Consider the following 25,982-nt stretch of genomic DNA (forward strand, 5'->3'; position numbering starts at 1 on the left):
TGACGTGCCGAACAGATCATCCATTATCTATTCGGCACTCTTTCAGGCTTTGTCGTCACTCGGCCAGTCAATCAGAGCAATCAGCCCAGGTCATTGACCAGTTGGCCGATCACTTCACCCACCTTGGCCAGGTCTGGTGCAGCGAGGCGATGTTCGTCGGCATACGAGTAAGCCACGGTGAACAGGCCTGCGGCGTGGCTGGAGTAGGCGGGGGCGTCTTTCTCGAAAACGCGGTTGACTGCTTCGGCAGTCAGGGACGCGGAACTGATGACCAGGCGCTCTTCGGGATTGTTCACACCGTTGATGTACACATCATCCGGGTTGATCGACCACTCAGACAGTTCGCTGATCAGAAAGGCGCGAATCTTTTCTTCGACGGTTGCAGTGTTTTGGGTAGTAAATGCCGCTGGGTTTACTGGAGTATTCATGATTTAACATCCTTGTTAAGTTTCATGTGTCGCCGTGTTCGATGGAAGCGGGCTTCACATGAACGGGTTGGTTGAGGCTTCATTGAGCCTCAGTCGGAAAGGTCGAGTGCGGTAACTATATATAGCGTGTGACTTTTTCTTCAGGTCGGCCGGGCCGTATTGCACGGCCCGGCCTTTCAAGCCTTCAGCCCCTTGCCTGCGTCACCGGCAACGCATCCGCCCCGCGCTCGCGCACCCAGAACAATGTCGCACCGGCCACTGCCGCAGGCATCATCAGCAGGTTGACCACCGGGATCAGCAAGGCGACGTAGACAATGCCGCCGAAGCTCAGACTCTGCCAGCGTTTGCTTTTCAGCCAGCCGAGCATTTCGTTCCAGCCCAGTTTGTGGTTGTCGGCGGGGTAGTCAATGTACTGGATCGCCATCATCCAGATGCCGAACAGCAGCCATAGCGGGGCGGCGATGATGTTTGCCACAGGGATGAACGACAGGATGAACAACCCGAGCATGCGCGGCAGCATATAGCCCAGCTTGCGGGCTTCGCGGGCCAGCGTGCGTGGCACCATGGCCACCAGTTCGGCCCAGCTGAAATCGGGCGAGTCGTCCACGCCACGAACCACGGCTTCGACCTTTTCGGACAAAAAACCGTTGAACGGCGCGGCGATGATATTGGCGACCACGGTGAAGGTGAAGAACACCATCAGCAGTACCAGCGCCACGAACAGCGGCCAGAGGATATAACTGAGAAAGCTCAACCAGTGAGGGAGCGTGGGCATGAAGGTGTCGACCCACAGCTCGAACTGGTGCACCGCCAGATAGATCAGACCGCAGAACAACACCACATTGATGCTCAATGGCAGCAGAACGAACAATCGCAAGCCAGGACTGAGGACCAGTTTCAGGCCCTCTCTGAGGTATTGCGGGCCGGTGAGGGCGGGAGCGGGCATGGCAGCCTCCAGGTGCTGAAAGGCGTGACCTTACCGACTTTGTGACAGGCATGAAAGAGCTGATGGCGGTCAGCGTCGAGGGCCGTTCGCTGCGCGTGGCCTGCGCCCGTAGGGGCCGGATGTTGATGTGAGCACGCCGCTGTCGCCCAGTCATTCTATAGAAGTGACCTATGGGGTGGATTGTGAAACGATATTTCCTTAACCTTTGCTACCCCGATAGGCTTGGCACCAATTTCAGGACCTGTCTCAGGCGTCAGAACTTTCAGGATCCGCCGAGTGAATGGCACTTCCCCAAGTGTTTCGGCGGTCCTTTTTTATCCAGCTGTTTCGATTGCGGCTTGAACAGTCGGTCGACAGGAGTGTGTCATGTCAGACGTACGTCATTCCCGAGTGATTATTCTCGGCTCCGGCCCTGCCGGTTACAGCGCTGCGGTTTACGCCGCACGCGCCAACCTCAAGCCTCTGCTGATTACCGGCATGCAGGCTGGCGGTCAATTGACCACCACCACTGAAGTCGACAACTGGCCGGGCGATCCCCATGGTCTGACCGGTCCTGCGCTGATGGAGCGTATGCGTGAGCACGCCGAGCGTTTCGAGACTGAAATCGTCTTCGATCACATCAACTCCGTTGATCTGGCCGGCAAGCCGTTCAGCCTTCAGGGCGACAGCGCAACCTACACCTGCGACGCGCTGATCATCGCCACTGGTGCCAGTGCCCGTTATCTGGGGCTGCCCTCGGAAGAGGCCTTCATGGGCAAGGGTGTTTCTGCGTGCGCCACATGCGACGGTTTCTTCTACCGCAACCGTGAGGTCGCGGTGGTCGGTGGTGGCAATACCGCTGTGGAAGAGGCGCTGTACCTGGCCAACATCGCCAGCAAGGTGACCCTGGTTCACCGTCGCGAAACGTTCCGCGCCGAGAAGATTCTCATCGACAAGCTGCACGCACGCGTTGCCGAAGGAAAGATCGAACTCAAGCTCAACGCCACGCTGGACGAAGTGCTGGGTGACAACATGGGCGTGACCGGTGCGCGCCTGAAGAACAATGACGGTAGCAGCGACGAACTGAAAGTCGACGGCGTGTTCATCGCTATCGGCCATACACCGAACACCTCGCTGTTCGACGGGCAACTGGCCTTGAAGGACGGTTACATGGTCGTACAGGGCGGCCGCGAAGGCAACGCCACAGCAACCAGCGTCGAAGGCGTATTTGCTGCCGGTGACGTGGCCGACCACGTGTATCGTCAGGCAATTACCTCGGCCGGTGCGGGCTGCATGGCAGCGCTGGACGTAGAGCGTTACCTGGACGGGCTGGCAGACGTATCGTTCTGATTGCCGTCTGATTCACTCTCGTGCCAATGCAAATCGGCACGCACCGGATCAAGCGTGGAGTGTCGGAAAGACACTGCCACGCTGGACCGTGAGCAACGACAGGTTTACAGACGCTTGATCAAGCCTTGCGCTTGAGCGGCTCGCCTTCAAACTTCACACCCGCCAGACCACTCGCAATCAGCGCACGTATATTGCCGTGGTCGCTGCCTTCGGGGGTGGCTTGCACCGAGCGGTAGTGTTCGCCGAACGCCAGCAGTGCCTCCTCGTCGCTCAAGCCCTCCAGTAACGCCAGCCCAAGTGTCTTGCAAGAGCCTTCGTTTTGTCCGGCAGCGTTGTCAACGTTGCCATTTCTGAATGCCTGAGGCTGATAGTCGTAACCCTGCGCGATGAAGGCCAGGGTATCGGCGAATGCATGCTCGCCGCTGCGCAGACTGTTGCGCAGGGAGTTCAGATCAGTCATGTCTGGTTTCCTTGGCGAACGCCGCCTGTTGTTCGGCATTCGCTTCTTTCTGGTAGAGCGCTTTCCACTCGTTGTACGGCATGCCATAAACTACTTCGCGGGCATCATCGAGGCTGATGTCGATGTGCTTTTCATCGGCAGCGGCCTTGTACCACTTGGACAGACAGTTACGGCAAAAGCCGGACAGGTTCATCAGGTCGATGTTCTGGACATCCTTGCGGCTGTCCAGGTGTGCGACCAGACGACGGAAGGCTGCAGCTTCAAGTTCGAGGCGTTCTTGCTCGGTCATGACGGGCTCTTTTAAATAGACGGTTCGCGCCATGATAAGAGTTTCAGCGCTGACCGGCGAGCGTGATCGATACCGACTCGGCAAAGCGCAGCGCATGCGGCTTATCGACTTCCACCTCAGCGTAGGTCACTGCTTCGTGGCTCATCACCAGGTCCAGCACTTCTTGCGTCAGTCTTTCCAGCAGGGCAAAGCGGTTCCCTTCGACATGCTGAATGATGGCTTTGGTGATGGTGCGATAGTTGAGTGCATGCTCGATATCGTTGTCCCGAACGGCTTCCTGTGCCGCGTAGAGAATCGTCAGGTTGATCAGCACATCCTGTTTGTTGACGATTTCGTCCTCGTTGATACCGATAAATGTACGCAGGCGCAGGTCCTTGACCCGGATGCGTGCGGTGCCAGGTTCGAGTCTTGCCATTATTGCCTGCTCCGTCCGATCAATTGCAGAAACTCCATGCGGGTGGTGCTCGAATCGCGGAAGGCACCCAGCATCACTGACGTGTTCATGGTCGAATTCTGTTTTTCGACACCGCGCATCATCATGCACATGTGTTTGGCCTCGATGACCACGGCGACACCTGCGGCCCCCGTGACTGCCTGAATGGCGTCGGCAATCTGTTTGGTCAGGTTTTCCTGGATCTGCAGGCGGCGGGCGAACATATCCACAATGCGTGCGATTTTCGACAGGCCCAGTACCTTGCCGGTCGGGATATAAGCCACATGCGCCTTGCCTATGAATGGCAGCAGGTGATGCTCGCAGAGCGAATACAGCTCGATGTTCTGGACAATCACCATCTCATCGTTATCGGAAGCGAACAGGGCGCCATTGACGATCTCTTCGACGCTCTGGGTGTAGCCATGACACAGATACTGCATCGCTTTGGAGGCGCGTTTCGGGGTGTCCAGAAGGCCTTCACGGTCTGGATCTTCACCAAGGCCCAGAAGGATTTCCCGGTAGTGCTGTGGCAGGGATGAACTCATCAGAATGTTCCTCGGGGCGGCTTACTTGACGTGCCGTCCGCCGTTTACGGTCAGTGTGGTGCCGGTGACATAGGTGCTGTCCAGAAGGTAGCGCAGGCTCTGGTAAATCACTTCTGCACCAGGCTCTATGCCGATGGCCGACTTGGCCAGGGCGTTGGCGCGGTAGGCTGCATCGTCCTTGGGTTGAAACATCAACAGCGCAGGTGCTATGCCGTTGACTTTGACAAGAGGGGCGAACCTTGCGGCGAAGGACAGCGTCAGGCTTTCCAGGCCGGCCTTGGTTGCACAATAGGCGATGTGCTTGCTGCTGCCCTTGCGGGTTACGTCATCGCTGATATGCACGATGTCAGCGACCTCACTGGCGTTCAGTAAAGGCTCGCAGTGCAGATTGATCAGATAGGGTGCCAGCATATGCACGCTGAACATGCGGGTGAAATTTTCGGCTTCTTCGCCAGGGGTTTCTGCCAGCCATTCGGACGCATTGTGAACGATGGCACGCAGGCACGAGGTCTGGGTCTTCAGCAGATCGATGAACGCCGTGATTCCGGTTTCGCAGGAAAAGTCGCCGTAGAGCGCCACTGCTCCGGCCTGGCGCAGTTCCGTCACACTCGCATGTTCGGTGCGATAACTGATGATAACCCGATGCCCATGCTCGAGCAGGCGCAAGGCGCAATGCAGGCCCACGCGCTGGCTGGCGCCGGTGATCAGGATCGGTGCAGAAGATAAGGCCATCGACAGCTCGCGTATCAGTTGTCCGAAGTGGACGGGGATTGTACGGTCGATTGTTTCTTCCAGTTCACAGGCAAAGTTATACCAGAGAATTTTTTTGTACAACCCTGTGCGATATTAAGCGCCTGTAGAGGCAGCGTGAGCAAGCGCTGTCCGTAAGCGTCATGGAGAATTGAGCGTGTGTCGGGGTTGCAAAGACCTGTACCTGAGTATCAGGCGTGTACAGGTCTTTTCGATATTAGCGAGGGGATGGCGACTGTGTCGGGCGTGCAGGTGTCGCTGGTGCGCTTTGCAGCCAGGGTGCGAGCAGACGCGTGGACAGGGGAATGAACAGATAGACCATCAGCGGGGTGAGCACCGCTGTACTGATCATGATACGAGGCAGCAGGTCCAGATGATTGAGCAGCGGACCGAGCAGGAAGTTGAAGATCAGTGATACCGGAAAAAACGCCAGCCAGATCGCAACGGCCTGTTTCCAGCGGGGCGGGCGCTGATCGATTGCGCCGAACCAGCCGTCGATACCACTGACGCGATGTTCCGAAGGTTGCGCAAAAAGACCGCTGCCGCGCACCAGCCAGGAGCGTCGGGAGGCGGAATGCTCCCAGGCGTGCATGGTGTGCTCATCGGTGAAGCGGAAAATAATCTGAAACTCGTCATCGCCAGGCGGGGGAGCCAGCACGCCAGAGCCCAGATAGCCCGGGAAATCCGTGGCCAACTGTTCGCCTTCGTGCAGCCAGGCCATCATTTCATGGTAGCGACCATGCGCCACGCGGCGGGCAACCATCAGGGTGACGGGTGAGGTAGACATTGTGTATCTCCGGTAGAGGCGTGAGATTCCCGGGTAGGGAGGTCACATGCCGCGATCCGGGGTGATGGGTCGCGACAGCTTCACTTGAAAAGCAAGCAAGGATTATTCCTTAAACGCTGCGCGACCGGTAGAGATTTGCTGCGTCGGCGGATTACTTGTGCAAGGACGGATGCTTGCGACGATGCTCCTGCAGAATGTACTGACGCAAACGCTCGGCGTCGTCCTTGCCGTGCTTGCTGAAGTGATAGGCACCGACATTGGGCTCGGTCATTCGCTCCAGCTTGCCGCGCATCGGAATAGGCGCATGACCTGGCGGGTTGAACCAGGCCGAAAAGTTTCTCGGCAGCTTGCCTTCCTTGCGGTACTCAAGCAGCACGCCCTTGAACGACAGCTCGTGTACCCACAGCGCCGTCAATGCGCCTTTTTCTGTTTCGAGCGGGATCGGCTCTTCCAGCACGAGTCGCCACGGGCGAATCTTCGGGCCTTCCTCGAAAATACTCGGTGCGCCCAGCTCCAGGTGCAGTGCATGGAATTCGTCCTCCACCAGGTGCAGAGGGAAATTCATCTGCTGGTTTTCGAACTGCGCATGGATCGTCACCTGCTCGTGAGCGGCCAGACGCGTCAACAGATCCTGAATCTGAACCCCGCCATTGACCAGCAGACTGCGCGTACTGTCGCGTACGTTCAGCTTCGGATTGCGCTGCATGCTCTGGATGAAGTCCAGTTCAGCCTGTGTGAGGAGTGAATCAGGTTGCATTGGCGGAAGACTCGGTCTGACCGGTTATTGAGAACAAAGACCATTGATTCCGCAAGTTGTTCTGACCGCTCATCGTATTGTTCCCTTTTAATGTTTCAACTTTGCCATGCGGTTTCCGTGCAGGCCAAAGGCAGAATGGTCCGTAGAAAATTCAGATGGCATTCTAAGGCATAATGTTTCACTTTTTTTAAGCTGCTGCAGGAATAGCCATGAAAGTTGCCATCGTGTGTGGAACGGTCTACGGATCGGCCGAAGAAGTTGCCAGACACGCCTCTGCACTGTTGCGTGCCGCGGGCCACGAGACACTCGTCAACCCACGAATGACGTTGCCTGACGTGCTGGCCTTCGGGCCCGACGCAATCCTTGCGGTGACGTCGACCACGGGAATGGGCGAATTGCCCGACAACCTCGTGCCGCTCCATTCAGAGTTGCGTGATCTTCTGCCTGCCAGGCTGCGCGGTTTGCCGGGAGGGGTGATCGCACTGGGTGATGCCAGCTACGGTGACACCTTCTGCGCCGGCGGCGAGCAGATGCGCGAATTGTTCGCTGAACTGGGTGTGAATGAAGTGCAGGACATGCTGCGGCTGGACGGAAGTGAAAGCGTAACCCCGGAAACCGACGCCGAGCCTTGGCTGGCAGCGTTCATCAAGCACCTGGGCTGAAATCATCCTGCTGCTTTATCAGGCATGATTCAGCACAGCGAGTATTGATTGTGACCGGCAGGTGCCTGGACGACACTCATCGCACGTGTCCTTTAAGCCTGGAGCCTGCGATGAGCGAGTCGGTACGTTTCGAAGATAAAGTCGTGATTGTGACTGGCGCCGGTGGCGGGCTGGGACGCTCTCATGCGCTGCTGTTTGCCAGACATGGTGCGCGCGTGGTGGTCAACGATCTGGGTGGCTCGGCGTACGGCGAAGGGGCCAGTGCGTCGGCTGCCGATCGTGTCGTGGCCGAGATACGCGAGGCCGGTGGCACGGCGATAGCCAACCATGACTCGGTGATCGACGGCGAGCGGATAGTGCAGCACGCGCTCGATGCTTTCGGTCGTATCGATGTACTGGTCAACAACGCTGGCATCCTGCGCGACAAGACCTTCGCCAAAATGGAGGATGCCGACTGGGATCTCGTTTATCGCGTCCATGTCGAGGGTGCCTACAAGGTGACCCATGCCGCCTGGCCGCACCTGCGCGAGCAGAATTATGGACGGGTGATCTTCACGTCATCGACGTCCGGTATCTACGGCAACTTCGGACAGTCCAATTACGCAACGGCCAAGCTCGGGCTTTACGGGCTGACGCGCACCCTCGCACTGGAAGGTCGCAAGAACCGGATTCTTGTCAACGCCATTGCGCCAACGGGCGGTACACGCATGACCGAAGGCCTGATCCCGGCCAATGTGTTCGAGTTGCTCAAGCCTGAACTGGTCAGCCCGCTGGTGGTGTATCTGGGCAGCGAACAGTGTCTGGGCAGCGGCGACCTGTTTGAAGTGGGCGGCGGCTGGATCGGCAAGGTCCGCTGGCAGCGCAGTCAGGGAGCCTGCTTCGACCCGCAGACAGGTTTCAGCCCCGAGGACGTCGCCGCGCAGTGGCAGACAATTGGGGATTTCGATAACGCCGCGCACCCCGCTGATAATATCGAGGCGTTGAAAGAAATGATGGCCAATCTGCAAAAGTACGTTAATTAATCAGGCTCTTATAGGCGACGGACAGCGGAGAGAAAAGTGTTTGTCTGGCCAAGGGGGCTTATAATTACTTAATTGTTTATAAGGGTTTTTACTTTCTGTTGTCAGAACGGTCTTGGGGCACTGTAGGCACGGGATGGATTTCTTTATGGCTATTAATTAGGCCGCGTCAGCTCCGATATGAAGTTTGACTACATTCATATCAGGAGTATCACATGGCCAAAACAATGTGGGGCGACTTACCACCGGTCACTGTCGCCGCGCCCCCGGCAAGACTCAAGATAAAAAAGGCTGCAGCACAGGTCATTCAGGTCTTGCAGGAGGTGGGTGAGAACGCAATTGCGCTTAATTCGGTGGCAATGGAGAAACGCAAAATGAAGCCGCTGTTCAAGGGCTTCAATCCTGAACAGATTACCCCGAAGGACCTTAACAGGGCCGGAATGATCTTGTACAAGTTCGGCATGATCGACAATCACACCGCCGAACTCATGAGCCGAACCGGTGATGAATTCGACAAGAAAGGCAAACTCGTCGATCCAGCCAAGGAAATCAATGCGCTGGAGTTTTTTGCCAATCGGATCATTGAAATGAAAGAAAAGGCAATGAGCGGAGATCCTTACGCCAAGATATTATTGCCGGATTACATAAAGACGATCCATATCATGCAGAATCTTCAGGCATTCGCCGAATCGGGCGACAGTTACGACATGCGCAAGATCAAGGATATGGAAAACAAGGGGCTGGTCAAACGATCACCGAATGCCAAGGCGTGAGGTTGCCCAGGCAATAAAAAAGGCCGCTGTACCTGTACAGGCAGCGGCCAAACAAAACGCAGGATCAAGGGAGCTTGCAAATCCACGTCGATTCAACGCGCGCAGGTTACCTGCCCTCGTTGCGCTGAAAAATCCCCGCAGGGGATATGCACCCTTACCGGGCAGGTAACAATTCGCAGGAAGAGCATACGCGGTTCAATGAACCCTGTTACTGGCCGGCAGACGGCTCAGGCGCTGGGCAAGCTCAAAGCGTTGCAGCGGATCTTCACTGAGCAACAGCGCGCGCTCCAGGTCGAAACGTTCGGCCTGCGGGCATTCCAGGAATTTATACAGGCTGGCACGGGCCAGGTGATCGCTGCTGGTCGCTTGGCCCAGCTCGACGATTCGGTCTGCGTCCTTGAGAGCAGCGAGAAAATCATCGTTGATCTGATGCAAGTGCCTCAGGTTGCGTGACAGCCGCTGCAGCATGCTGGTCGGTGTGGCACGCGTCATGTGCTCGGCGCGCAACTGCATGGTTGGGCCGAATTGCCTTATCAGCAGTTCGCGGCAGTCTTTGGGGTAAAGTCTGCGCCCGCTGCAGGGGTCGAGCAAATGATCGGCACCCGGCACGCGCAGCAGGAAGTGACCCGGAAAGTTTACCCCTTCCAGCGCAATCTCCAGCCGCCGTGCAATCTCCAGAGCGACCATCGCCAGCCCCAACGGCTGGCCTCGGCGCTGTTGCACGACCTTGTGCAGGAGCGCTGAATCGGGCTTGGGCGGGTTCCAGTCATCCTGCTGGAACCCCAGCGCATTGAGTTGTCGCAACAGGGGTTGCGCGAGTTCGGGAGTGGGCAGGACAGGTAGCGCAGCGCCTATCTGGCGCTGCAACTGGTCCATGTCGCTCATCACCTCATGTCGCGCAAAGTGCGCGTCATGCTCGGTCGACACCCATAGCGCGGCCTCAAACACCAGGGGTGGCGTTTTTTGCAGGCAGGACAGGCAATGCTGACGTGGAGTCATCGACCACTCCGTGCGGCTCAAAATCCAGTACGAAGACTCTTTGTAGCCCCGCGCGGGAATTTCGTCCAGCGCCACTTGTTTCTACTTGTTCAGGGCTTCTATCAAGTCGGGCGTCACATAATGCGGGCCGTCGAACAGGTACAGCGGATAGCCATCGAAGGCGGCGATCTGCGGCTCCAGTTCGGCAGCCGTCGCCGGACGGAAACCGCCGCCCACTTGCGGGCGAAACGCTTCGACGATGATTCTGACCCGATTCTTGCTCAGCCTGTTGCGCAAGGCGTCTGCATAGGTCCGGGCCACCGGAGCGGTGCGGGCATACACACCTACGCCATCCTGAAAGAACACGCCGATATCGTCCGGCAGCCAGGTTTTCAGCCAGTCCGCAGTGGCAATCGGGCCGATGTTGGCGCCATCGTAGATGCTGATCCACAAAGGTCTGGGCAGTTTCGCCAGCAGCGCGGGTAACTCCTTTGCGCGACTCCAGCTGGGGTCGACCTCGGCCGGAAAATACCAGCCGGTTACATTGAGTGGCGTTTTCACCTTGGCCAGTTGCGCCGACAGCAGCGCCAACTGTTCGATATTGTCCCGTGAACGGTTTTCGCTGAAGTACCCGGCCAGTCCGAGAATCACCTCTTGCGCCCAAGGCTCCTTGCCGATCCGCGCCCAGTCCGGCAGCACCGGCACATGGGGCATCTGGGTGCCCGGTATGAACGACTGGTCATCGACCGCCGTCCACTGCACGAGCAATTGCCGTGCGCCGAGCCTGTCCCAATTGCCGCTTATACCCACCGTTGCGTTATCCGGTTGCCAGACGATGCCGACGACTCCCGGCCCTTTGGGCTGTATCAACTGATAAAGCTCGCTGGAGGCCAGGGTCAGAGCCCCCACCAGCACAGCGGCCAGTGAGGTCCTGATCAACGTTGTCTGTCGCAGCAGTGCGGCCAAAGCCTTCAAACATTACTCCCTGATGGGTCACTCGGGATGATTACCACGAGAACGTCATGCGTGCGAACACGCCTTCTGCCCGGTCTTCGCCAAATACTTTCTCGCGATACTGCACCGAGAAATCGACATACGACTGGGGGGCCTTGTAAGTGTCCTCGCGGAACCAGTAGCGCACGCCAGTACCCACCCCTATGCCGCCAGCGTTGCCGGATGACGTACTGCTGCGGCCCAGGCTGTCGATTTCACTGCGCATCTTTGAATCGTAGTCCACTGCGGCGACGACATGTGGGAATACCACCAGCCTGGGGCTGATGCTGTCCAGACGAAAGCTGCGTCCGACCTGCCATTCACTGTTGAAATAGTTGCGCTTGTCCTGCAGATAACGCCCGCCTTCAGCGTACAGCTGCGAGGTCCACCAGCTTGGTACATCGACGCGCAAATCAGTGCCGATGCTGGAGCCATAGCCAAGACGGACCAACCAGTCGCCATCGGCGTTGGAGTTGCCCAGAGGAAAGGTGCGTTCAAAGGCACCGATGACGTTGACCGCGGTGAACGGCTTGACCCTGATGCCCAGCGCACCCTGCAAGGCATCCGCGCCGGTGTCGGACTCACCGTCCTTGCTCCACAATGTGTCGGTTACGCGCCCGTAAAGCTCGACGAAGCGAGCATTGCGGTAGCCGAATGGTCGCCAGAACACCTCGCTGCTGTTCTGCACACTGTCCGTGTTGCTGCTTGGCGCGCTGTTCAGGCCGCTGCCACTGCTGGTGCTTGCACCGCGATAGGTCGTGGTGTTGGTCAGGCCCCATTCACGGGAAAGGTCGGAGACAGCACGCCGGGTATCGAACACCTGTTGCGCCGGCATCTGCAAATCGCCGGTCCGCTGATAGTCGAGTACCCGTTTGAAGTAGGCGATGGCTTGCACGTCGTCCGGTGTACGCATGGCGCTGTAGGCAGCGTCCTGAACTTCACGCGGCTTGAGTCCGGAGCTTCGGTCGACGCGCTTGAATTCGTTCAGCGCGCCACGATCATCGCCAGCCTGGCTGAGGAAGTAGGCAATCTGCACCTCATCGCCCGGTTGCAGTTCGCCCGCATCGCGAGCTTTCTGCAAACGTTGCAGCGCTTCGCTCGGCTGGCCCATGGCGGCATATAAAGAAGCCTGTTCACGAAGCGGCAGATTGCCAACCGCCATGGCCTGGGAAAAATCCTGACGGGCTCCGTCCTGATCGCCCAGGCGTTGACGCATTTGCCCGCGCTGGACGAGCAGCGTGGCATCGTTGCCATTCAGCGCAAGTGCTTCAGTCGCCGCAGAGCGCGCTTCGGCGTACTGCCCCTGAGCAATCAGCGCACTGACCAGCAGCTTGCGGTAGGCCATTTGTTTCGGGAAGCTGCGGACAGCGTCACGGGCTTCGCTGACCGCGGTTTCGTTGTCGCCACGTGCCAGTGCCTTATAGCCGGTGGCCGCCTTGTCGACCGCTACCTGCTCCTGAATCGCTTGACGGCGACGAGTCAACACCGGCTGTGCGCCGAGTGCCTGCTCCGCCTCGTTGATCGCCACCTGCGCTTCGTCCAGACGCTGCTGACGTTGCAGCGCTTCGATCAGCATCATGCGGTAATCGAGATTGTTCGGTGCCTGGGCAATGGCTTTGCGCGCATGGCTTGCCGAGCCGTCGTAGTCGCGGTTGGCATACGCGCGCAGCGCCTGATTACCTTCCAGGTAACCGGGCTTGGGGCGGGCCTTGGGGAAGCGTGCAGGATGATCGCGACGGTATTTGTCACGTTCGGCCAGCGCAATCAGATCGCGCAGCTGGTCGGCATCGCCCCGCTGACGCAACGCCTCGCGTGCCTTGGCGATAGCGAGGTCGTAGTCCTTGCGGTTGTAGGCCAGGTAGGCTTCGTTGGCGATGGCATACGCAGGGCCGGTCAACGGCAGAGGCAGTGTTTCTGCCTGACTAAGCGGCGAAACTAGACTCAGGCCGCTCACCAGCAGCGACAGGATGAAGGGGCGCTTCATAGTGGCTGCTCCGTATGACCGTCAGACCGGTAATGGTTGTGTTGGCGTGCCACCGCCTGTTCGATGGTTTCTCTGGGCAGTACGCCGATATCGACCAGGTAATCGCCGATCCGCCCATGCACATGCGGGCGATAACCGAGCATGGCTTTCTGGAATACGTCGCGGTCCAGCAAACCCTGCTCGATCAACAGATCGCCCAGCAGCGGGGCAGTGGCCGGCAACGGCTGGCCTTCTACCGCCTGGAGCTGACGCAGCTGCGCGACGATGTCGCTTTCACGCGCGATCAGTTGCACCGGCTCGGCCCCCAACTGTTCGGTAATCTGCTGCAGGCCTTCATCCGGTAGCGGGCTGGCGACCGCAATTTCCTGACGGCCCAGCACATTCATCTGCAGCGGTACGACGCGCCAGCGCAGGCAGAACTCGTCGGCCAGGACATTGGTTGCCGAACGTTTGCCCGCGATGTCGAAGACCCGCGGCAGGTCGTTTTGGAACGCAATGGCCTCAGCCAGGGTCTCGTCATCGAGCCAGCCATGACTCAACAGAATCCTGCCCAGTGGCACTTGGCGAGTCTGCTGTTCAGTCAATGCGGTCTGCAGTTTTTCATCGTTGATGGCCTGCCAGGAGAGCAGTACGCTGCCCAGGCGTCTTGGTGCGGCAGCCACCAGGTCGGTCGACGGGAAGTCATGCATGGTCTTGTCCCAGACCAGTTTGCGGTTGAGCACCTTGCCCACCAGAAACATCCGCCAGGCGCGTGCCGCAGCCATGAAGTTGACGAAGTTGCCAACCACCATGCGCGGGATGGACAGCAGGCCGTGCTGCCAGCCGTACAGAACCGTGGTGAAGTAGCAGCGGTGCAGAATTCGCCACAGCAACGCGATGCCGTTAGCCACCAGCAGATACTGAATGAGGCCGCTGGTTTCAAACGGGGTCGGAAAGCTGGTGTTCCACAGCCCGCTGGAGCGCAGCACGATCAGCGCCAGCAACTGAACCAGAATCGCATAAGCGAGGATACTGACGAACGAGGTCACCACACCTTTGCGGTCCCGGAACAGCAGATAGCGGTTGGCCAGCGAACCGGTCCAGCCCATTTGCTCCCAGCCTTGCAGACCGATGCCCAACGTCCAGCGAGCTTTCTGGCGAAAGGCGGTACGGAAGGTGTCCGGGAAGAATTCGCGCACACACAGGGGCATTTCCAGCGTCGACTCATAGGGCTTGCGGAACCAGGATTTGCGCAGCACCCGAAACTGCACCGGGAAGCGCACAAAGATCGCCTGCATGCCGTATTTCGCCAACCGTGCGCCGACATCGTAGTCTTCGGTCAGGCTTTCGGTATTGAAGGGCTGATTCTGGTTTTCATCCGCCAGCACCATCAGTGCGCGCCGCGAGAAACAGGTGCCGACGCCAGCCGAAGGCACGGTATCGGTCATGCTTTCGCGTACGACCAGGTCCTTGCCGTGCCATTCGGCAAATTCGTCCATGTAGGTGCCGGCCACCCACTCGTACCAGTTGCGCTCCAGCGACACGACCGGCAACTGGATCATGTCCTTGCGCGGCAGAAGGTAATTGAACAGGCGCAGCTCCAGCGGGTGCAGTACATCTTCGCTGTCGTGCAGGATGGTCCCGGCAAACTGTACGGCGTGGGTTTTCTCGTACAGAAAAATCGCCTGGATGACCCAGTTCAGGCAGTCGGCCTTGCAGGTCGGGCCGGCGTGCGGCACTTCCACGCGGTGCAACTGCTTGTAACGGCGGCGCATGCGCTCCACTTCATCAATGGTGCGCTGATCGTTGATGTAGGTGCCGACGAATACCACGTAGTTCTGGTAATCGAGCGTCGATACCATGTTTTCGATCATCGGCGCGATGACGTCATATTCCAGCCAGGCCGGGACCATGATCGCCAGCGGCTGCTCGTCGCGGGCCATCAACTGCTCGGCAGTCAGTGGCCGGTAGCGGCGTTCGGCGGTGAACTTGCGGTACAGCCGCCTGGCCCAGTACCAGATGTCGATGAACAGGTCGTCGATGCTCGATACCAGGATAATCAGCCCGACAACGATCGTCGCGACTTCCAGCACGCTGTAGTAATGGGCCAGCCAGTAAGGCCAATAGAGCGACGTCATTGCGGCGGCCCGTTACGAGCGATTGCGACGGGCGCTACGGCCAGCCAGCAATAGGATGAGAAAGAGTACGATGCCAGCCGGAATCAGCCACAGCAGCGACGGTTTGCGCCAGGCGTCGAGGCCGGTGCTTTCTTCGTCCTCGATCATCTGGCTGCCGGTCGGATCCTTGGCGTCAAAGGTGGCGATCGGGCCGTTGTCGGCAAGCACGGTGGCGTTACCGCGCTCCAGCAGTAGCGGACGCTCGAAAATCGGTGCCTGGCCGCCGAGTGTGCGATAGACCATGCCGTGCTGGCCGCCTGCGTCGATCACTTGCAGCGAGGCCAGGTGATTGAGGGATTTGAGGTCGAGCAGCGTCTGTTCTTTGTGATTGATCAGCAGATGACCGTCGTTGCTGGCCTTGACCGACTCGGCGCCGTCCTTGACTGGCAGTTCGAAGGCCAGAAACGCTTTGGCGGGCGTCACCGCTACACTGGCGTCATCGCTGACGCTGAGTTGAGCGCGCAACGGCGAGACACCGGAAGCACTGGCAATGCGGATGACTTGCGGCAGGCTGCTGGCCGGGCGCTCAAGGTAGCCCTTGGGAACCATTATCTGAGTGTCCGCAGCGAAGCGTGCGGCCATGCCCGAGAAGTTTTCATCGGGAGTAACCTTGTCCAGTACCACGTGGCTGGTCGGCAACACCGAAATCGGGAACGCCTGCGGCGTCTCCAGGCACTGGTTACTGACCGGCTGACGCTGGAAAGACACCCGCAAGGTGTTCTGCGCCGCCAGTGCGTACTGCGGAATCCTTGCTTCGATGCGTTCCTTCTTGCCGTCGGCAGTCAGTTGCATTGCGCCGATCAGGTAGTCATTGAGAAACAGCGTGGCGACCGGTGGCGTTCCCGACGCGCCGGGTGCCGCCGCGATATCAATCATCGCCGTTACCGGCACGCGACCGTCATAGGCAACGCTGCCCAGCGGGAACGAGGCGCTCCAGTCGGTTTTCGCCAGTACATCCACCGTGCCGGGCTTGCCACCCAGACGCGTCAACGCGACACGACCGTCCTCGCTGAGCGGCATGGCAGTTTCTTCGCCGATGGTCAGTTGGCGATTGCGCGCCAGTTTGTTCCACGCCGAACTGAACAGGGCGATAGCCTTGTCGGCTGACTCGGGCTTGATCATCAACAGTGCGCGATTGCCGAGCAGGGCAAGACTGACGTCTTCCGGGCTGTTGGCGAGCGGTTGTCTGATATGACGCTCGCGCCACTGGCCCAGTGCGGTGGCCGCGGTTGCATCAAGACCCTGCACCTGGGCCTGAAGCGCATTGAGGGCGTCGTCGATTGCCTTGAGCAACTGCGGATCGCTGATCGCCAGGTCGGCCTGCAATGCCGGGCTCTGGCCAAGCATCAGCAAGGCACCGATTTCCGCCGGATCGCGCAGCGTGTACTGGCCCTTGCCGTCGAGACTGGCGAACGCCGGGATCTGCTTGAGTTCTGCCGGAACCGTCAGGTTGCCCAGGTCGACACTGTCCCGAACCGCTGGAAACGGCAGGATGCGCGCCTGTTTACCGATGCGTTCCAGCGCTACACCCATACGCCAGGCGGCGTCGTAGCTGGCGCTCGACAATGTGCCGGGTGCGACCATCAGGCCAGGCTTGCCGGGCAGCGCATTCCATGCCGCGCCTACATCCTGCAACTGACTGGCGTCGTAGCTGTAAGTCAGACGCGTGTGCGGATCGATGCGCAATACGTTGCCGATGGCGCGCTCGTCTTCGCAGAGCACTTTCGAGATCACAGAGGACCAGGCAATGCCCAGTCGCACCGAGCCGCTTTCCCGGGCTGCCTTGTCTACGCCCAGGGTTGCACTGGCATTACCCTGTTCTTCGTTGAGGCCCAGTGCGCGCACCGGATAACCATCCAGCGACAGCAGCAGCGTGTTGCGGCCTGCTTCGCCGTTCAGATAGCTGGCGTCAAAATTCAGCGTTGCATCCGTCAGCGGCACATTGGCGGGCACGGGGAGGTACAGCTCGCGACGTGCATCGGTGGCATTGAGAATGATCGGGCGATCAATGCCCAGTTCTCTCAGCTCGATCACTCGTTCCTGACGACTGTCAGCGGTGATTCGGTTGATAGCCTGGGTCAACGGGCTGTCGGCAGCCAGGGCGAACGCAGGCATCAGGGCCAGCAGGCTCATCCCGCAGGCAAGGATATTCAGCGCGCCCATATTTACGGCAACGGAAGATTTCATCGTGCAGATCTCGGTAAAGGCTCAAGGCCATTGGGTCTTGATACAGGCTGCCGGTCTGCTACAACGTTTTTCGGGCACCCGGCCTGAACCGGGTGCCCGTATCGTTTGCGGACTGCTTCCTGCGGATGTGTTTAGTGTTCGTTTGCGCTACCTGCGCGTTTGTTTTTCGCTAACTTGCCATCGAGCGCATCTGGGTATGGTGGTGCTGAGGCTGGATCAGCGTGTCGAGCTGGACATCCACCGGGTCGGAGCGATAACGCGGCAGCTCGGCGACAAATTCATCCACCGGACGGCCCATCAGCGCGTCGACGATGCGTGCGCTGGCCTTGCCGTCGCCATAAGGGTTGGCTGCATGGGACGCTCTCTGCCACAGGGCATCATCGTCGAACAGCGCGTTCACGCCGCGAATGATGGCGTCCGGCTCGGTGCCCACCAGGCGCACAGTGCCAGCGGCGACGGCTTCCGGACGCTCGGTAACGTCACGCATGACCAACACTGGCTTGCCCAGCGACGGCGCTTCTTCCTGCACGCCCCCGGAGTCAGTAAGGATGACGTGGGCGCGTTGCATCAGACGCACAAACGACAGGTAGTCCAGTGGTTTGATCAGGTGCACATTCGGCAAATTGCCCAGATGCTCGGTCACCGGCCCCAGTACATTGGGGTTCAGGTGCACGGGATAGACAATTTGTATGTCGTCGCGCAGCGCGAGTTCGCCCAGCGCCTTGCAGATGTTCAGGAAGCCATCGCCGAAGTTCTCGCGCCGATGTCCAGTGACGACCAGGACCCTGCGCTCAGGCACCAGAAACGAGAACTGGCGATCCAGTGCGTGGCGTAACTGGCGGTTGCTGTCGATGCGCTGAGCCGTCAGGTGCAAGGCGTCGATCACGGTGTTGCCGGTCACGAACGAGATGCCCTGCAGGCGCTCGCCCAGCACGTTGCGACGCGACTCGGCGGTCGGTGCGAACAGATGATCGGAAATCAGATCGATGCAGCGGCGGTTCATCTCTTCAGGCCATGGCTGACGGATGTCGCCAGTACGCAAACCGGCCTCGACATGACCGATGGGAATGCGGCGGTGAAATGCCGACATTGCCGCGACCATGGCTGAGGTGGTGTCGCCGTGAACCAGCACTTTGTCTGGTTTCATCTCGTCCAGAATCGGATCGATGGCAGCGTAAAGCGCTGCCGTCAGAGAATTCAGCGTCTGATCGGGGCGCATCACGTCGAGGCTGTAATCGGCCTTGAGTTCGAACATGTCCAGCACCTGTTGCAGCATGCTCTGATGCTGCCCGGTGATGCAGATTCTGGAATCGATACCCGGCTCTGCGGCCAGTGCTCTGACCAGCGGAGCCATCTTGATGGCTTCTGGACGAGTGCCGAATATGGAAAGGACCTTCATTCTGGGTTGCTGACCAGCCATTATTTCCTCCCGCGCTTTTTGCGCGCCGCACAGCAGCAGAACCAGGCTGAGAACAGCTTGGCCAGCTTGCGAGTTGATGAGTTTCTCGGGCGGGGAAGATCGGAGTTTATGGCTCGATGTTCACTTCAGTGTGATGTAGCAATATGCCTTGATACCCGGAATTGTCGGGATTATTAGCAGAACAAAATAATAAAGCAAAACTTTTTATTAAGTATTTTTCAAAGTAACAATTGGCAGGAACTTTGTTTTTTCAGAGCGGTCAGTACAGGGTTAAAATGTTTAAAAATACCGTTTTGGCCAATGAATACGGGGGTTTTGCCGCTGTATGATAAAGTCTTTTGAGCTGTTTTCAAAGGTCGCTAGTGTTTGGGGAATCGCCATGATGGCAAAAAGTTCCAACAAAAATAGCCGCGCTGAGGCGTGCGTCACTACAGCAGATTACTGACGCCTGATTAATGACAGGAGAAGCGAAGGGGTTCACAAAATTGGCGTTGATATAATGGCGGTGTTGAACTTTGTGGATATAGCGAGTTTGAGGCGTGGGCAGGTAGACGGGAAGTTAATATTTAGCTTGGGTGCCACGAAAGTTACGGCTGCCTGCAGTAGTGAGTTGTAGCAGCATTACGGGCAGTTGCCCAGTTGTTAGAAGAGAGGGATGAGCGACCCCCTCGGAATGAGGAGGGTCGCAGTACCGCGCAGAGTCAGCCTTGCGACTCGACGGGCTCCGACAGCTCGCTCAGCGCACTGGCATTATTTTTGAACGCGGCGGCAAAAACGGCGCGATTCTTCGCCATGTAGATACTCGCATCCTCTGCATGCTTCTCCGAAATGCCCGGTACGTTCTTGATCAGGACGTCGGTGAGAAGCTCGGCCAGCTCGAGCATTTGATCGTGCGCATCGGCGAGTTTACGGTCCACGAAAGTAGTCTCCAGATCGCGGGTACTGCGGTAAAGGGTTTCAACAGCCATTTTGGCCTCGTCGTGTTATCCAGTGTTGAAAGGGCTAGACCCGGACGTTCAGCGCTTCACGCTCTGACCAGCGGGTGTGCAAAGCATCGGTCGTGCATGACCAGCGTGCCGGTCAGGTGTAGCGGGCACCGCATGAAGACCCGTCGCCAGCGCATCGGCGAAAGCGACTTCGTGATTACTGTGTTTTTATACAGTAAAAGCCATGTGCCAATCAACCCCTGCCTGAATAGTGGCGTTCAGGCATCTTTTTGCGCTGCAAATGTGCCTTGCGACAACCCGCCGCGCTCTCAACCATAGCCTATGGCCCTGTTCCTGCTTTAAAAAGCAGGCCACACAGGTGTCACGAGTACCCGGCATCATCCGGTCGGCATAAACGAAGGTTCAGAGGTAGCGCGTCATGGGAAACAAATGGGCAGTAAAGATAAGACACCGTGTGCATGCACAGGCCGAGTCGCTGGGCAATCTCTGCGTCGAAAGCTTCCACTTTCTGGCGTTGTTCGCGATCGGCGCGATCACCGCCTGGGCATCCGTGGTTGCGTTCCTGGGCATGGTCGAGAAGGGCAACGTCACGGTCGATGACATCCTGCTGCTGTTCATTTACCTGGAACTGGGGGCGATGACCGGGATTTATTTCAAGACCAACCACATGCCCGTGCGCTTTCTGATCTATGTCGCGATCACTGCACTGACCCGGCTGCTGATCTCTGACGTGTCCCATCACAATCCGCCGGACATTGGCATCATCTACCTGTGTGGCGGCATTCTGTTGCTGGCGTTTGCGATTCTGGTGGTGCGTTACGCGTCGTACAAATACCCGTCGGCGAAGATTCCCGACTCGTCCAGCACCGTCAAAGGCGCTGTGACGGAAGAAAAGGGCGAGATCTGATCGAAACAATGGCGGCAACCGTGAAGGATGCCGCCATTACGTTGTAATGGAGGAAAGCAATCAGTTAAGCCAGACCCCGGCATGCCAATGCCAGCCGTCACCCGCGCTTTCCCAGTGCGGATGCACGTAGTGATAGCCGGGTCGTTCAGCCTCCCAGTGGCCATGCACCGGCACGAAACGCTGTCCGTTCCAGTGCCAGTAACCGCGAGCCCATATATAGCCGGGACGAGGTGCCGGTTCTACTTCTATCACCCGTTCAGGGGGTGGTTGCGGCGCGATGACTTCTTCAACGTACTCATGATGTACGTGCGGTCGTTCATGCACTACCCGCTCCTCGACACAACCTGACGCTATCGCAAGTGATGCGATCAATACCCCATACCGTAAGAACATGTTGCCTCCTCGGAATCATCCGCAGGTGCAGCGGCGCTGAACGCGGTGTCCAGTCGCTCGAATGTTTCTGCGCAAGGATTGTTGTAGCAGGATGTATCTGTACTTTTGCTGAAGAAGCGGGAGGGGGACTGATGGCTGAAGGCCGGTTTTACTGGGGGAAAAGTCCGTGCAAGCAGACTGGAGGGTATTGAACGGCAGCAACATGTGCTTGCTCTATGCAGCGCCGACACCGGGACTGCACAGAGGGGAAGGGCAGGTGTGAATCAAACCCCGGCATTCACCGTTGCATGACTCTGCGGCCACAGACCATTGGCCGGGACAGGTGTCTTTTTCAGCGTCGCGCCGTCAGTCATGGCTGCAAGGATCTTGATCGCGCTGTCGCCACGTTCGATGGCGATGCCGAATTGCACGCTTTCTATCAGCTTGCGCAGGCGTTGTGGGTCATTGCGTTGGGCAGCGCTGATCAGGCGCTTGGCAACGACTCCACATTCGTTGGACAAGGTCAGCATGATGCTGCCGTCCAGTCCTTGAATGCTCAGATTCACCCGATAGTCGGGGTGAAAAGTGTCCGTGATCATCTGAAAAGGATTGTCCATATCATTCACCTGCTAAATGGTCTGCATAAGTTGACCGGGTAATAGTCCTTTTGGTTCTCGACGACTGATCAGCGGTTGCGTTACTCCTGCGCTTGCTGCTGACGGTGTTGCTGTCGTCTTGTGCGTTGATGACAGGGGTTGTTTGAGACGCTTTGACGCATTCACGACGTTCAGTTCGCGTCAGGCAATGGCCGTCCTGATGGCCGCTGCCTGGCGCGTACTACAGGGCATTGCATGGTTCGGGCCATATTGCGTGGACGATGTGTGAGAGGCCGCGAGGCGTGAGCACTTCGCAACCGCTTCATGGCTTGCTTTGCAGCCAGACGAGCCGGTCAATCCGATTGAAAAAATGCTCTCGAACACGCACGGTATGCACCTCCCGTACATGACCTGGTTCTCTCGCGAATGCAGTTTCCGCATGGTTTTTTGAAGTGATTGTCTGACACTTTTGCATCCGATTGTTGACGCCAGAGATTCGTAACGGCGGGGTCGAAACCGTACTTGCCTGCTGTTCAGGTTCTGGCGTTGAGCGTCGTGCTGCCAGCGGCTGGATGAGTGCTGAGCGCTTGGTCGGTATGTATGGGTGCTGAGGGTGGGCGGCATGATTTTTTGCTCGCTGATGGCTGTCAGATTCAGCGCTCTGGCTGCTCGGCACCGAATGTTAAATTCGATGGACGGCACCCGAGATCGAAGTGGCTGTGAGGCAAGGGGTGTGTCAGGGTGGCCAAAGCTGTGCAGCGACCGTTTGTGGTGCGCACTGATCAGGGCATGATCAGTGCGTTGGGCACGCTGGCGGTAAAGTGTTCATCCGCTTCGAACGGTTCACGAGCCTGTGGATTGTGTTCAACGCCGCGCTTGCTTTTCCATGGCGAACAAAAAGGGCGAACCGTTGCCGGTTCGCCCTTTTCTTGCAAAACGTGTCAGCGAAGTATCAGGTCAGACGAGCGGCTTCTTTCTCCTGCTCTTTCTCCAGAAATTCTTCTTCGAGCAGCGCATCCGGGCTGACCGGATCTTCATCCTGTTCGGCGATGGTCGGTGCGGCGCCTCGTTTGCCGCGTAGTTTGCCAAACAGATGCTCGAGGGCGTGATCGAGTTTTACAGCAGCGCCATCCACAGCCTGATCTACCGTATCGGCCTTGTGGGAAACAGAAATGGGTTGGTGTCCTTTGGGGCGAGCTTCCATCTGGCACTTGATGTCGTGCGGGCCAGGCTTGTCGCCGTTTTCGTCGCGGATGTGGACTTCCACGCGTGTCAGGTTTTCATCGTAGTGTTCGAGCGTGCTTTCAACGGTGGTACGAACCCACTCCTCCAGTCGGATACTGCTTTCGATGTGATTATCGCTATTGACCTGGATTTGCATAGTTAATCCTTATTAGGGCTTGCTCGTGCGAGGCTGGACTGCATGATTCCTGTCGGAATCGATTTCGTTTGCGCTCATTCACAGTGTTGGCGGCAATGGCCTGACAATTCAACCCCAATGTGTAAGAAATATTTCGCAGCAAAAAATCGCAACCCTGGCGCAAGGTTGCGAATCAGGAGCGGACGCAGAACGTCCAGAACGGCATTCCCACGCGGAACGTGAGGGACGAGAGGTGTCCGGGAGAACACTGCTCTCGCGCCCTGGCGTCCGAAACTAGAACGCAACCGACGTCTGCACATACACCGTGCGCGGTTCGCCGACGTACTTGCCGCGGTTGTTATCGTCGAACGAGCGCGTGTAGTACTGGCGATTGAAGATGTTTTTCATTCCGACCGCTACGTTGAGGTCTGACAACTGCGGGCCGAAATCGTAGTTGGCGCGGGTGCTGAACAGCATGTACCCGGGGATCTTGCCGGTGCTGCCATCGGCGCTCTCGGTCGCTGTGTTGGCGTTGTCGGCAAACTGATCGCTCTGGAACGAACTGTCGACATTGAGCTTCCACGGCCCCTCGGTGTAACTGACGCCCATCGTCCCTTTATGTTTTGACGAGAACGGCACACGGTTGCCCTTGTTCGGGCCGTCTTCACGGATCGTTGCATCAACGAACGCATAGGTCGCGTAGACGTCGTAACCGGCCAGCATCGGGCTCAGGCCTTCCAGCGCATAGTTGACGCTGGTCTCGATGCCTTGATGGCGTGTTTCGCCGCGGGCGATAACGGTATCGTTGGTCTGGTTACTGTCGTACTGGTTATCGAAATTGATCAGGAACGCACCTATCTCGGCCCGCAGGTTGCCGTTGTCGTAGCGGGTGCCCAGTTCCCAGGTACGGGCCTTTTCCGGTTTGACCTCATCGCCGGTGACGCGGTTAGGCATCTGGCTGTACTGCACGCTGCCGAACGAGCCTTCCGTGTTGGCATACAGGTTCCAGGTGTCGGTCAGGTGATAAAGCACGTTCAATGCCGGCAGTGCGGTGCTGTAGTCGCCTTGATAACGAGCGTTGGTCAGGTTGTTGTTCTGCGCGGTGTCGATCATCTCGTAGCGAATGCCCGGCGTGATGGTCCACTTGCCGATATCGATTCGGTCGTCAATGTAGAACGCATGGGCTTCGGTAGCGCCACGCGTGTCGCGGTCGTTGCGGCTGGCGGTGGTCGGCAGATTGCCAGTTACTGGTTCGCGGTAGCGCAGTTCGTGGCCGGCCTCGTTGACGTAGCGGTAGCCGACGCCCACCTCATGCCAGGTCTCGCCCAGGGCGAAGCCCTGCGAGAAGCGCGTTTCCAGACCACGCACCCAGTATTCGCGGGGCGACAGGGAAACGAAACTGCCCTGATCCAGATAGCCGCTGCGCAGGGTCTTGGTGAAGAACGTGTTGGCGGTGAACACGCGCGCGTCCTGTTCGTAGCGGTAGCCGAAGTTGAACATCGTGCGGCGGCCCCAGAACTTGTCCTTGAGACGCGTCGACTGATACGGATCGGCATCGTAATCCCTGACGCTCAGGCCACCGGGCATCTGTGCCTCGCCATCGTAGTATTGCGCCATGGCATTGAGGCTGTTGGCCTCGTCGATCTGGTACTTGCCCTTGAGGATCAGGTCGTCGATTTCGGTGTCGCTGTGCTCACGCCGGTCGCCGCCACGCACGCCGGAATACAGAATCGCACCACCCAGACCATTGTCCGCCGTGCCGCCCGCCAGCAGGTTGCCCGTGGTCTTGAAGCCGTCATGGGTGGACGACGGGCTGGTCTCGGTCTGGATGCCGCCCTTGAGCGTGGGGGCATCGGGGATCGCGCGGGTCACGAAGTTGACGATGCCGCCCACGTTCTGCGGGCCGTAACGCACTGCGCCACCGCCGCGTACCACATCGACCGCGTCCATGTTGCCCATGCTGATCGGTGCGAAGGACAGTTGAGGCTGGCCGTAAGGGGCGAAGGGCACCGGAATGCCGTCCATCAGTACGGTAGAGCGCGAAGCCAGACGTGGATTGAGGCCACGAATACCAAAGTTCAGCGCCATGTCGTGGCTGCCGGTGCCGTTATTGTCCGGGGCATTGACGCCAGGGATGCGGTTGAGCACTTCACGCGCCGATGTCGCGCCGACACGCTCGAACTCCTCGCGACGAATCACGTCACGTGCGCCGGGATGCTCGAAAACGTTGGTCTGCTGTGCAGCGCCCAGCCAGTCGCCGACTACGGTGGACACACCCAGCTCGATGGGCGCACCAGCGGCATTGGCCGGTTGCAGGGTAAACCCGTTATTGCCATCGGCCAAAGCCTGCAGGCCGGTGCCTTCGAGCAACGCATTGAGGCCCTGCTCGGGCGTGTACTGACCTTCCAGGCCACGGCTTTTGAGGCCACTGGTGATCTGCGAACCGTAGGAAATCAGCACGCCGGACTCTCGACCGAACTGGCTCAGCGCAGCTTCAAGCTCGCTCGGCGCGATGTGATACGCCTTGGGTGCCACATCGGCTGCCTGCGCCATCGACAAGCTGCCGACCGAGAGGCTGGCACCGAAAATGACATGGCGCAACGTGCGCACCAGCGGTGAAAGTTGGGTAGGGCGGGCTGACATGCAGAAGTCCTTTGACCGGAAGGTTGAGAGATGCTTTCCCTGTCTGTCACGCGAGGAGTGGAAAACGGCTCACATTTTTTTGAAAAATTTTAGCCGGCCAGCGCAAATCCAACTGACACCACAAAACCGCCGTGTGACGCAGAGCGTCACGAACTGCATGCCCACGCGGAGCGTAGGCACGATAGTCATCCGTGCTTTTAGCCAAACAGCTCTAAAACGCTTTTCCACCGCGATGGCACAGACGACACAGAGTGCGACGTA

General features: G+C 58.4%; 25 protein-coding genes and 1 pseudogene. 5 read left to right on the forward strand and 21 right to left on the reverse strand.

The window, feature by feature from the left end:
* Positions 1–80: 80 nt before the first annotated feature.
* Both ALO80_RS18575 and cysZ read right to left on the reverse strand, forming a co-directional pair.
* Positions 81–428, reverse strand: coding sequence for a hypothetical protein (locus tag ALO80_RS18575; RefSeq protein ID WP_055010055.1), 348 nt, complete (start codon positions 426–428; stop codon positions 81–83).
* 184 nt (positions 429–612) lie between these two features.
* Positions 613–1,374: a sulfate transporter CysZ gene (gene cysZ / locus ALO80_RS18580; protein WP_055010056.1), complete on the reverse strand. Its 762-nt coding sequence runs from the start codon at positions 1,372–1,374 to the stop codon at positions 613–615.
* A 366-nt stretch (positions 1,375–1,740) separates the two neighbouring features.
* On the opposite strand from cysZ, the gene trxB reads away from it, so the two are divergent.
* Complete coding sequence (trxB, locus tag ALO80_RS18585) at positions 1,741–2,703, forward strand: thioredoxin-disulfide reductase (protein WP_055007264.1); 963 nt, start codon at positions 1,741–1,743, stop codon at positions 2,701–2,703.
* Between the two features lie 118 nt (positions 2,704–2,821).
* Here trxB and ALO80_RS18590 read toward each other — a convergent pair whose 3' ends face one another.
* From ALO80_RS18590 to ALO80_RS18620, 7 genes are all read right to left on the reverse strand, one after another.
* On the reverse strand, positions 2,822–3,163 hold the full coding sequence (locus ALO80_RS18590; RefSeq protein ID WP_055010057.1) for a HopJ type III effector protein: 342 nt from the start codon (positions 3,161–3,163) through the stop codon (positions 2,822–2,824).
* Positions 3,156–3,452 carry a DUF1244 domain-containing protein gene (locus ALO80_RS18595; protein WP_054984427.1) on the reverse strand — a complete coding sequence of 99 codons (297 nt, stop codon included), beginning with the start codon at positions 3,450–3,452 and terminating at the stop codon, positions 3,156–3,158. The genes ALO80_RS18590 and ALO80_RS18595 overlap by 8 nt, the downstream gene beginning before the upstream one ends.
* 43 nt (positions 3,453–3,495) lie before the next feature.
* Positions 3,496–3,867 (reverse strand): dihydroneopterin triphosphate 2'-epimerase, encoded by a 372-nt coding sequence (gene folX / locus ALO80_RS18600; protein WP_054984426.1) that lies wholly within the window; start codon positions 3,865–3,867, stop codon positions 3,496–3,498.
* Positions 3,867–4,430, reverse strand: coding sequence for a GTP cyclohydrolase I FolE (gene folE, locus ALO80_RS18605; RefSeq protein ID WP_054984425.1), 564 nt, complete (start codon positions 4,428–4,430; stop codon positions 3,867–3,869). The genes folX and folE overlap by 1 nt, the downstream gene beginning before the upstream one ends.
* Positions 4,431–4,451: 21 nt before the next feature.
* Positions 4,452–5,162, reverse strand: a complete 711-nt coding sequence (gene folM / locus ALO80_RS18610; RefSeq protein ID WP_055010068.1) for a dihydromonapterin reductase — start codon at positions 5,160–5,162, stop codon at positions 4,452–4,454.
* Between the two features lie 235 nt (positions 5,163–5,397).
* The gene (locus tag ALO80_RS18615) at positions 5,398–5,967 is read right to left on the reverse strand and encodes a hypothetical protein (protein WP_054984424.1); all 570 of its coding nucleotides are present in this window, start codon (positions 5,965–5,967) and stop codon (positions 5,398–5,400) included.
* Between the two features lie 151 nt (positions 5,968–6,118).
* Positions 6,119–6,724 (reverse strand): hypothetical protein, encoded by a 606-nt coding sequence (locus ALO80_RS18620; RefSeq protein WP_054984423.1) that lies wholly within the window; start codon positions 6,722–6,724, stop codon positions 6,119–6,121.
* 209 nt (positions 6,725–6,933) lie between these two features.
* Here ALO80_RS18620 and ALO80_RS18625 point away from each other — a divergent pair, with 209 nt between their 5' ends.
* From ALO80_RS18625 to ALO80_RS18635, 3 genes are all read left to right on the forward strand, one after another.
* Positions 6,934–7,386, forward strand: coding sequence for a flavodoxin (locus ALO80_RS18625; protein ID WP_055010058.1), 453 nt, complete (start codon positions 6,934–6,936; stop codon positions 7,384–7,386).
* A gap of 110 nt (positions 7,387–7,496) precedes the next feature.
* Positions 7,497–8,408 carry an SDR family oxidoreductase gene (locus ALO80_RS18630; RefSeq protein WP_055010059.1) on the forward strand — a complete coding sequence of 304 codons (912 nt, stop codon included), beginning with the start codon at positions 7,497–7,499 and terminating at the stop codon, positions 8,406–8,408.
* A 212-nt stretch (positions 8,409–8,620) separates the two neighbouring features.
* Entirely contained in the window at positions 8,621–9,178 is a 558-nt protein-coding gene (locus ALO80_RS18635) for a hypothetical protein (RefSeq protein WP_083493331.1), read from the forward strand.
* A 195-nt stretch (positions 9,179–9,373) separates the two neighbouring features.
* Here ALO80_RS18635 and ALO80_RS18640 read toward each other — a convergent pair whose 3' ends face one another.
* From ALO80_RS18640 to ALO80_RS18670, 7 genes are all read right to left on the reverse strand, one after another.
* Positions 9,374–10,177 carry a SirB1 family protein gene (locus ALO80_RS18640; protein WP_055010060.1) on the reverse strand — a complete coding sequence of 268 codons (804 nt, stop codon included), beginning with the start codon at positions 10,175–10,177 and terminating at the stop codon, positions 9,374–9,376.
* A gap of 81 nt (positions 10,178–10,258) precedes the next feature.
* Positions 10,259–11,131 carry an alpha-amylase family protein gene (locus ALO80_RS18645; protein ID WP_055010061.1) on the reverse strand — a complete coding sequence of 291 codons (873 nt, stop codon included), beginning with the start codon at positions 11,129–11,131 and terminating at the stop codon, positions 10,259–10,261.
* Positions 11,132–11,162: 31 nt separating this feature from the next.
* Positions 11,163–13,133 carry a bacteriophage N4 adsorption protein A gene (locus ALO80_RS18650; RefSeq protein ID WP_055010062.1) on the reverse strand — a complete coding sequence of 657 codons (1,971 nt, stop codon included), beginning with the start codon at positions 13,131–13,133 and terminating at the stop codon, positions 11,163–11,165.
* The gene (locus ALO80_RS18655) at positions 13,130–15,250 is read right to left on the reverse strand and encodes a glycosyl transferase family protein (protein ID WP_055010063.1); all 2,121 of its coding nucleotides are present in this window, start codon (positions 15,248–15,250) and stop codon (positions 13,130–13,132) included. The genes ALO80_RS18650 and ALO80_RS18655 overlap by 4 nt, the downstream gene beginning before the upstream one ends.
* A gap of 12 nt (positions 15,251–15,262) precedes the next feature.
* Complete coding sequence (locus ALO80_RS18660; protein ID WP_055010064.1) at positions 15,263–17,476, reverse strand: cellulose biosynthesis cyclic di-GMP-binding regulatory protein BcsB; 2,214 nt, start codon at positions 17,474–17,476, stop codon at positions 15,263–15,265.
* Between the two features lie 169 nt (positions 17,477–17,645).
* Positions 17,646–18,896, reverse strand: coding sequence for a non-hydrolyzing UDP-N-acetylglucosamine 2-epimerase (wecB, locus tag ALO80_RS18665; protein ID WP_055010065.1), 1,251 nt, complete (start codon positions 18,894–18,896; stop codon positions 17,646–17,648).
* Positions 18,897–19,597: 701 nt separating this feature from the next.
* Entirely contained in the window at positions 19,598–19,864 is a 267-nt protein-coding gene (locus tag ALO80_RS18670; RefSeq protein WP_054984414.1) for a YebG family protein, read from the reverse strand.
* A 397-nt stretch (positions 19,865–20,261) separates the two neighbouring features.
* Here ALO80_RS18670 and ALO80_RS18675 point away from each other — a divergent pair, with 397 nt between their 5' ends.
* Entirely contained in the window at positions 20,262–20,750 is a 489-nt protein-coding gene (locus ALO80_RS18675; protein ID WP_003316964.1) for a phosphate-starvation-inducible protein PsiE, read from the forward strand.
* Between the two features lie 60 nt (positions 20,751–20,810).
* On the opposite strand, the gene ALO80_RS29825 is transcribed toward ALO80_RS18675, so the two are convergent.
* The 5 genes and pseudogenes from ALO80_RS29825 to ALO80_RS31780 form a co-directional block, all read right to left on the reverse strand.
* The gene (locus ALO80_RS29825; protein WP_002552229.1) at positions 20,811–21,143 is read right to left on the reverse strand and encodes a YXWGXW repeat-containing protein; all 333 of its coding nucleotides are present in this window, start codon (positions 21,141–21,143) and stop codon (positions 20,811–20,813) included.
* A 263-nt stretch (positions 21,144–21,406) separates the two neighbouring features.
* Entirely contained in the window at positions 21,407–21,739 is a 333-nt protein-coding gene (locus ALO80_RS18685; RefSeq protein ID WP_054984412.1) for a DUF3509 domain-containing protein, read from the reverse strand.
* A 931-nt stretch (positions 21,740–22,670) separates the two neighbouring features.
* The gene (locus tag ALO80_RS18690; RefSeq protein ID WP_003365451.1) at positions 22,671–23,099 is read right to left on the reverse strand and encodes an HPF/RaiA family ribosome-associated protein; all 429 of its coding nucleotides are present in this window, start codon (positions 23,097–23,099) and stop codon (positions 22,671–22,673) included.
* A 273-nt stretch (positions 23,100–23,372) separates the two neighbouring features.
* Positions 23,373–25,721, reverse strand: coding sequence for a TonB-dependent Fe(3+) dicitrate receptor FecA (fecA, locus tag ALO80_RS18695; RefSeq protein WP_055010066.1), 2,349 nt, complete (start codon positions 25,719–25,721; stop codon positions 23,373–23,375).
* A 69-nt stretch (positions 25,722–25,790) separates the two neighbouring features.
* Positions 25,791–25,982 (reverse strand): annotated as a pseudogene (locus ALO80_RS31780) (hypothetical protein); the annotation flags it as partial.

Source organism: Pseudomonas caricapapayae (assembly GCF_001400735.1).
GTDB lineage: Bacteria > Pseudomonadota > Gammaproteobacteria > Pseudomonadales > Pseudomonadaceae > Aquipseudomonas > Aquipseudomonas caricapapayae.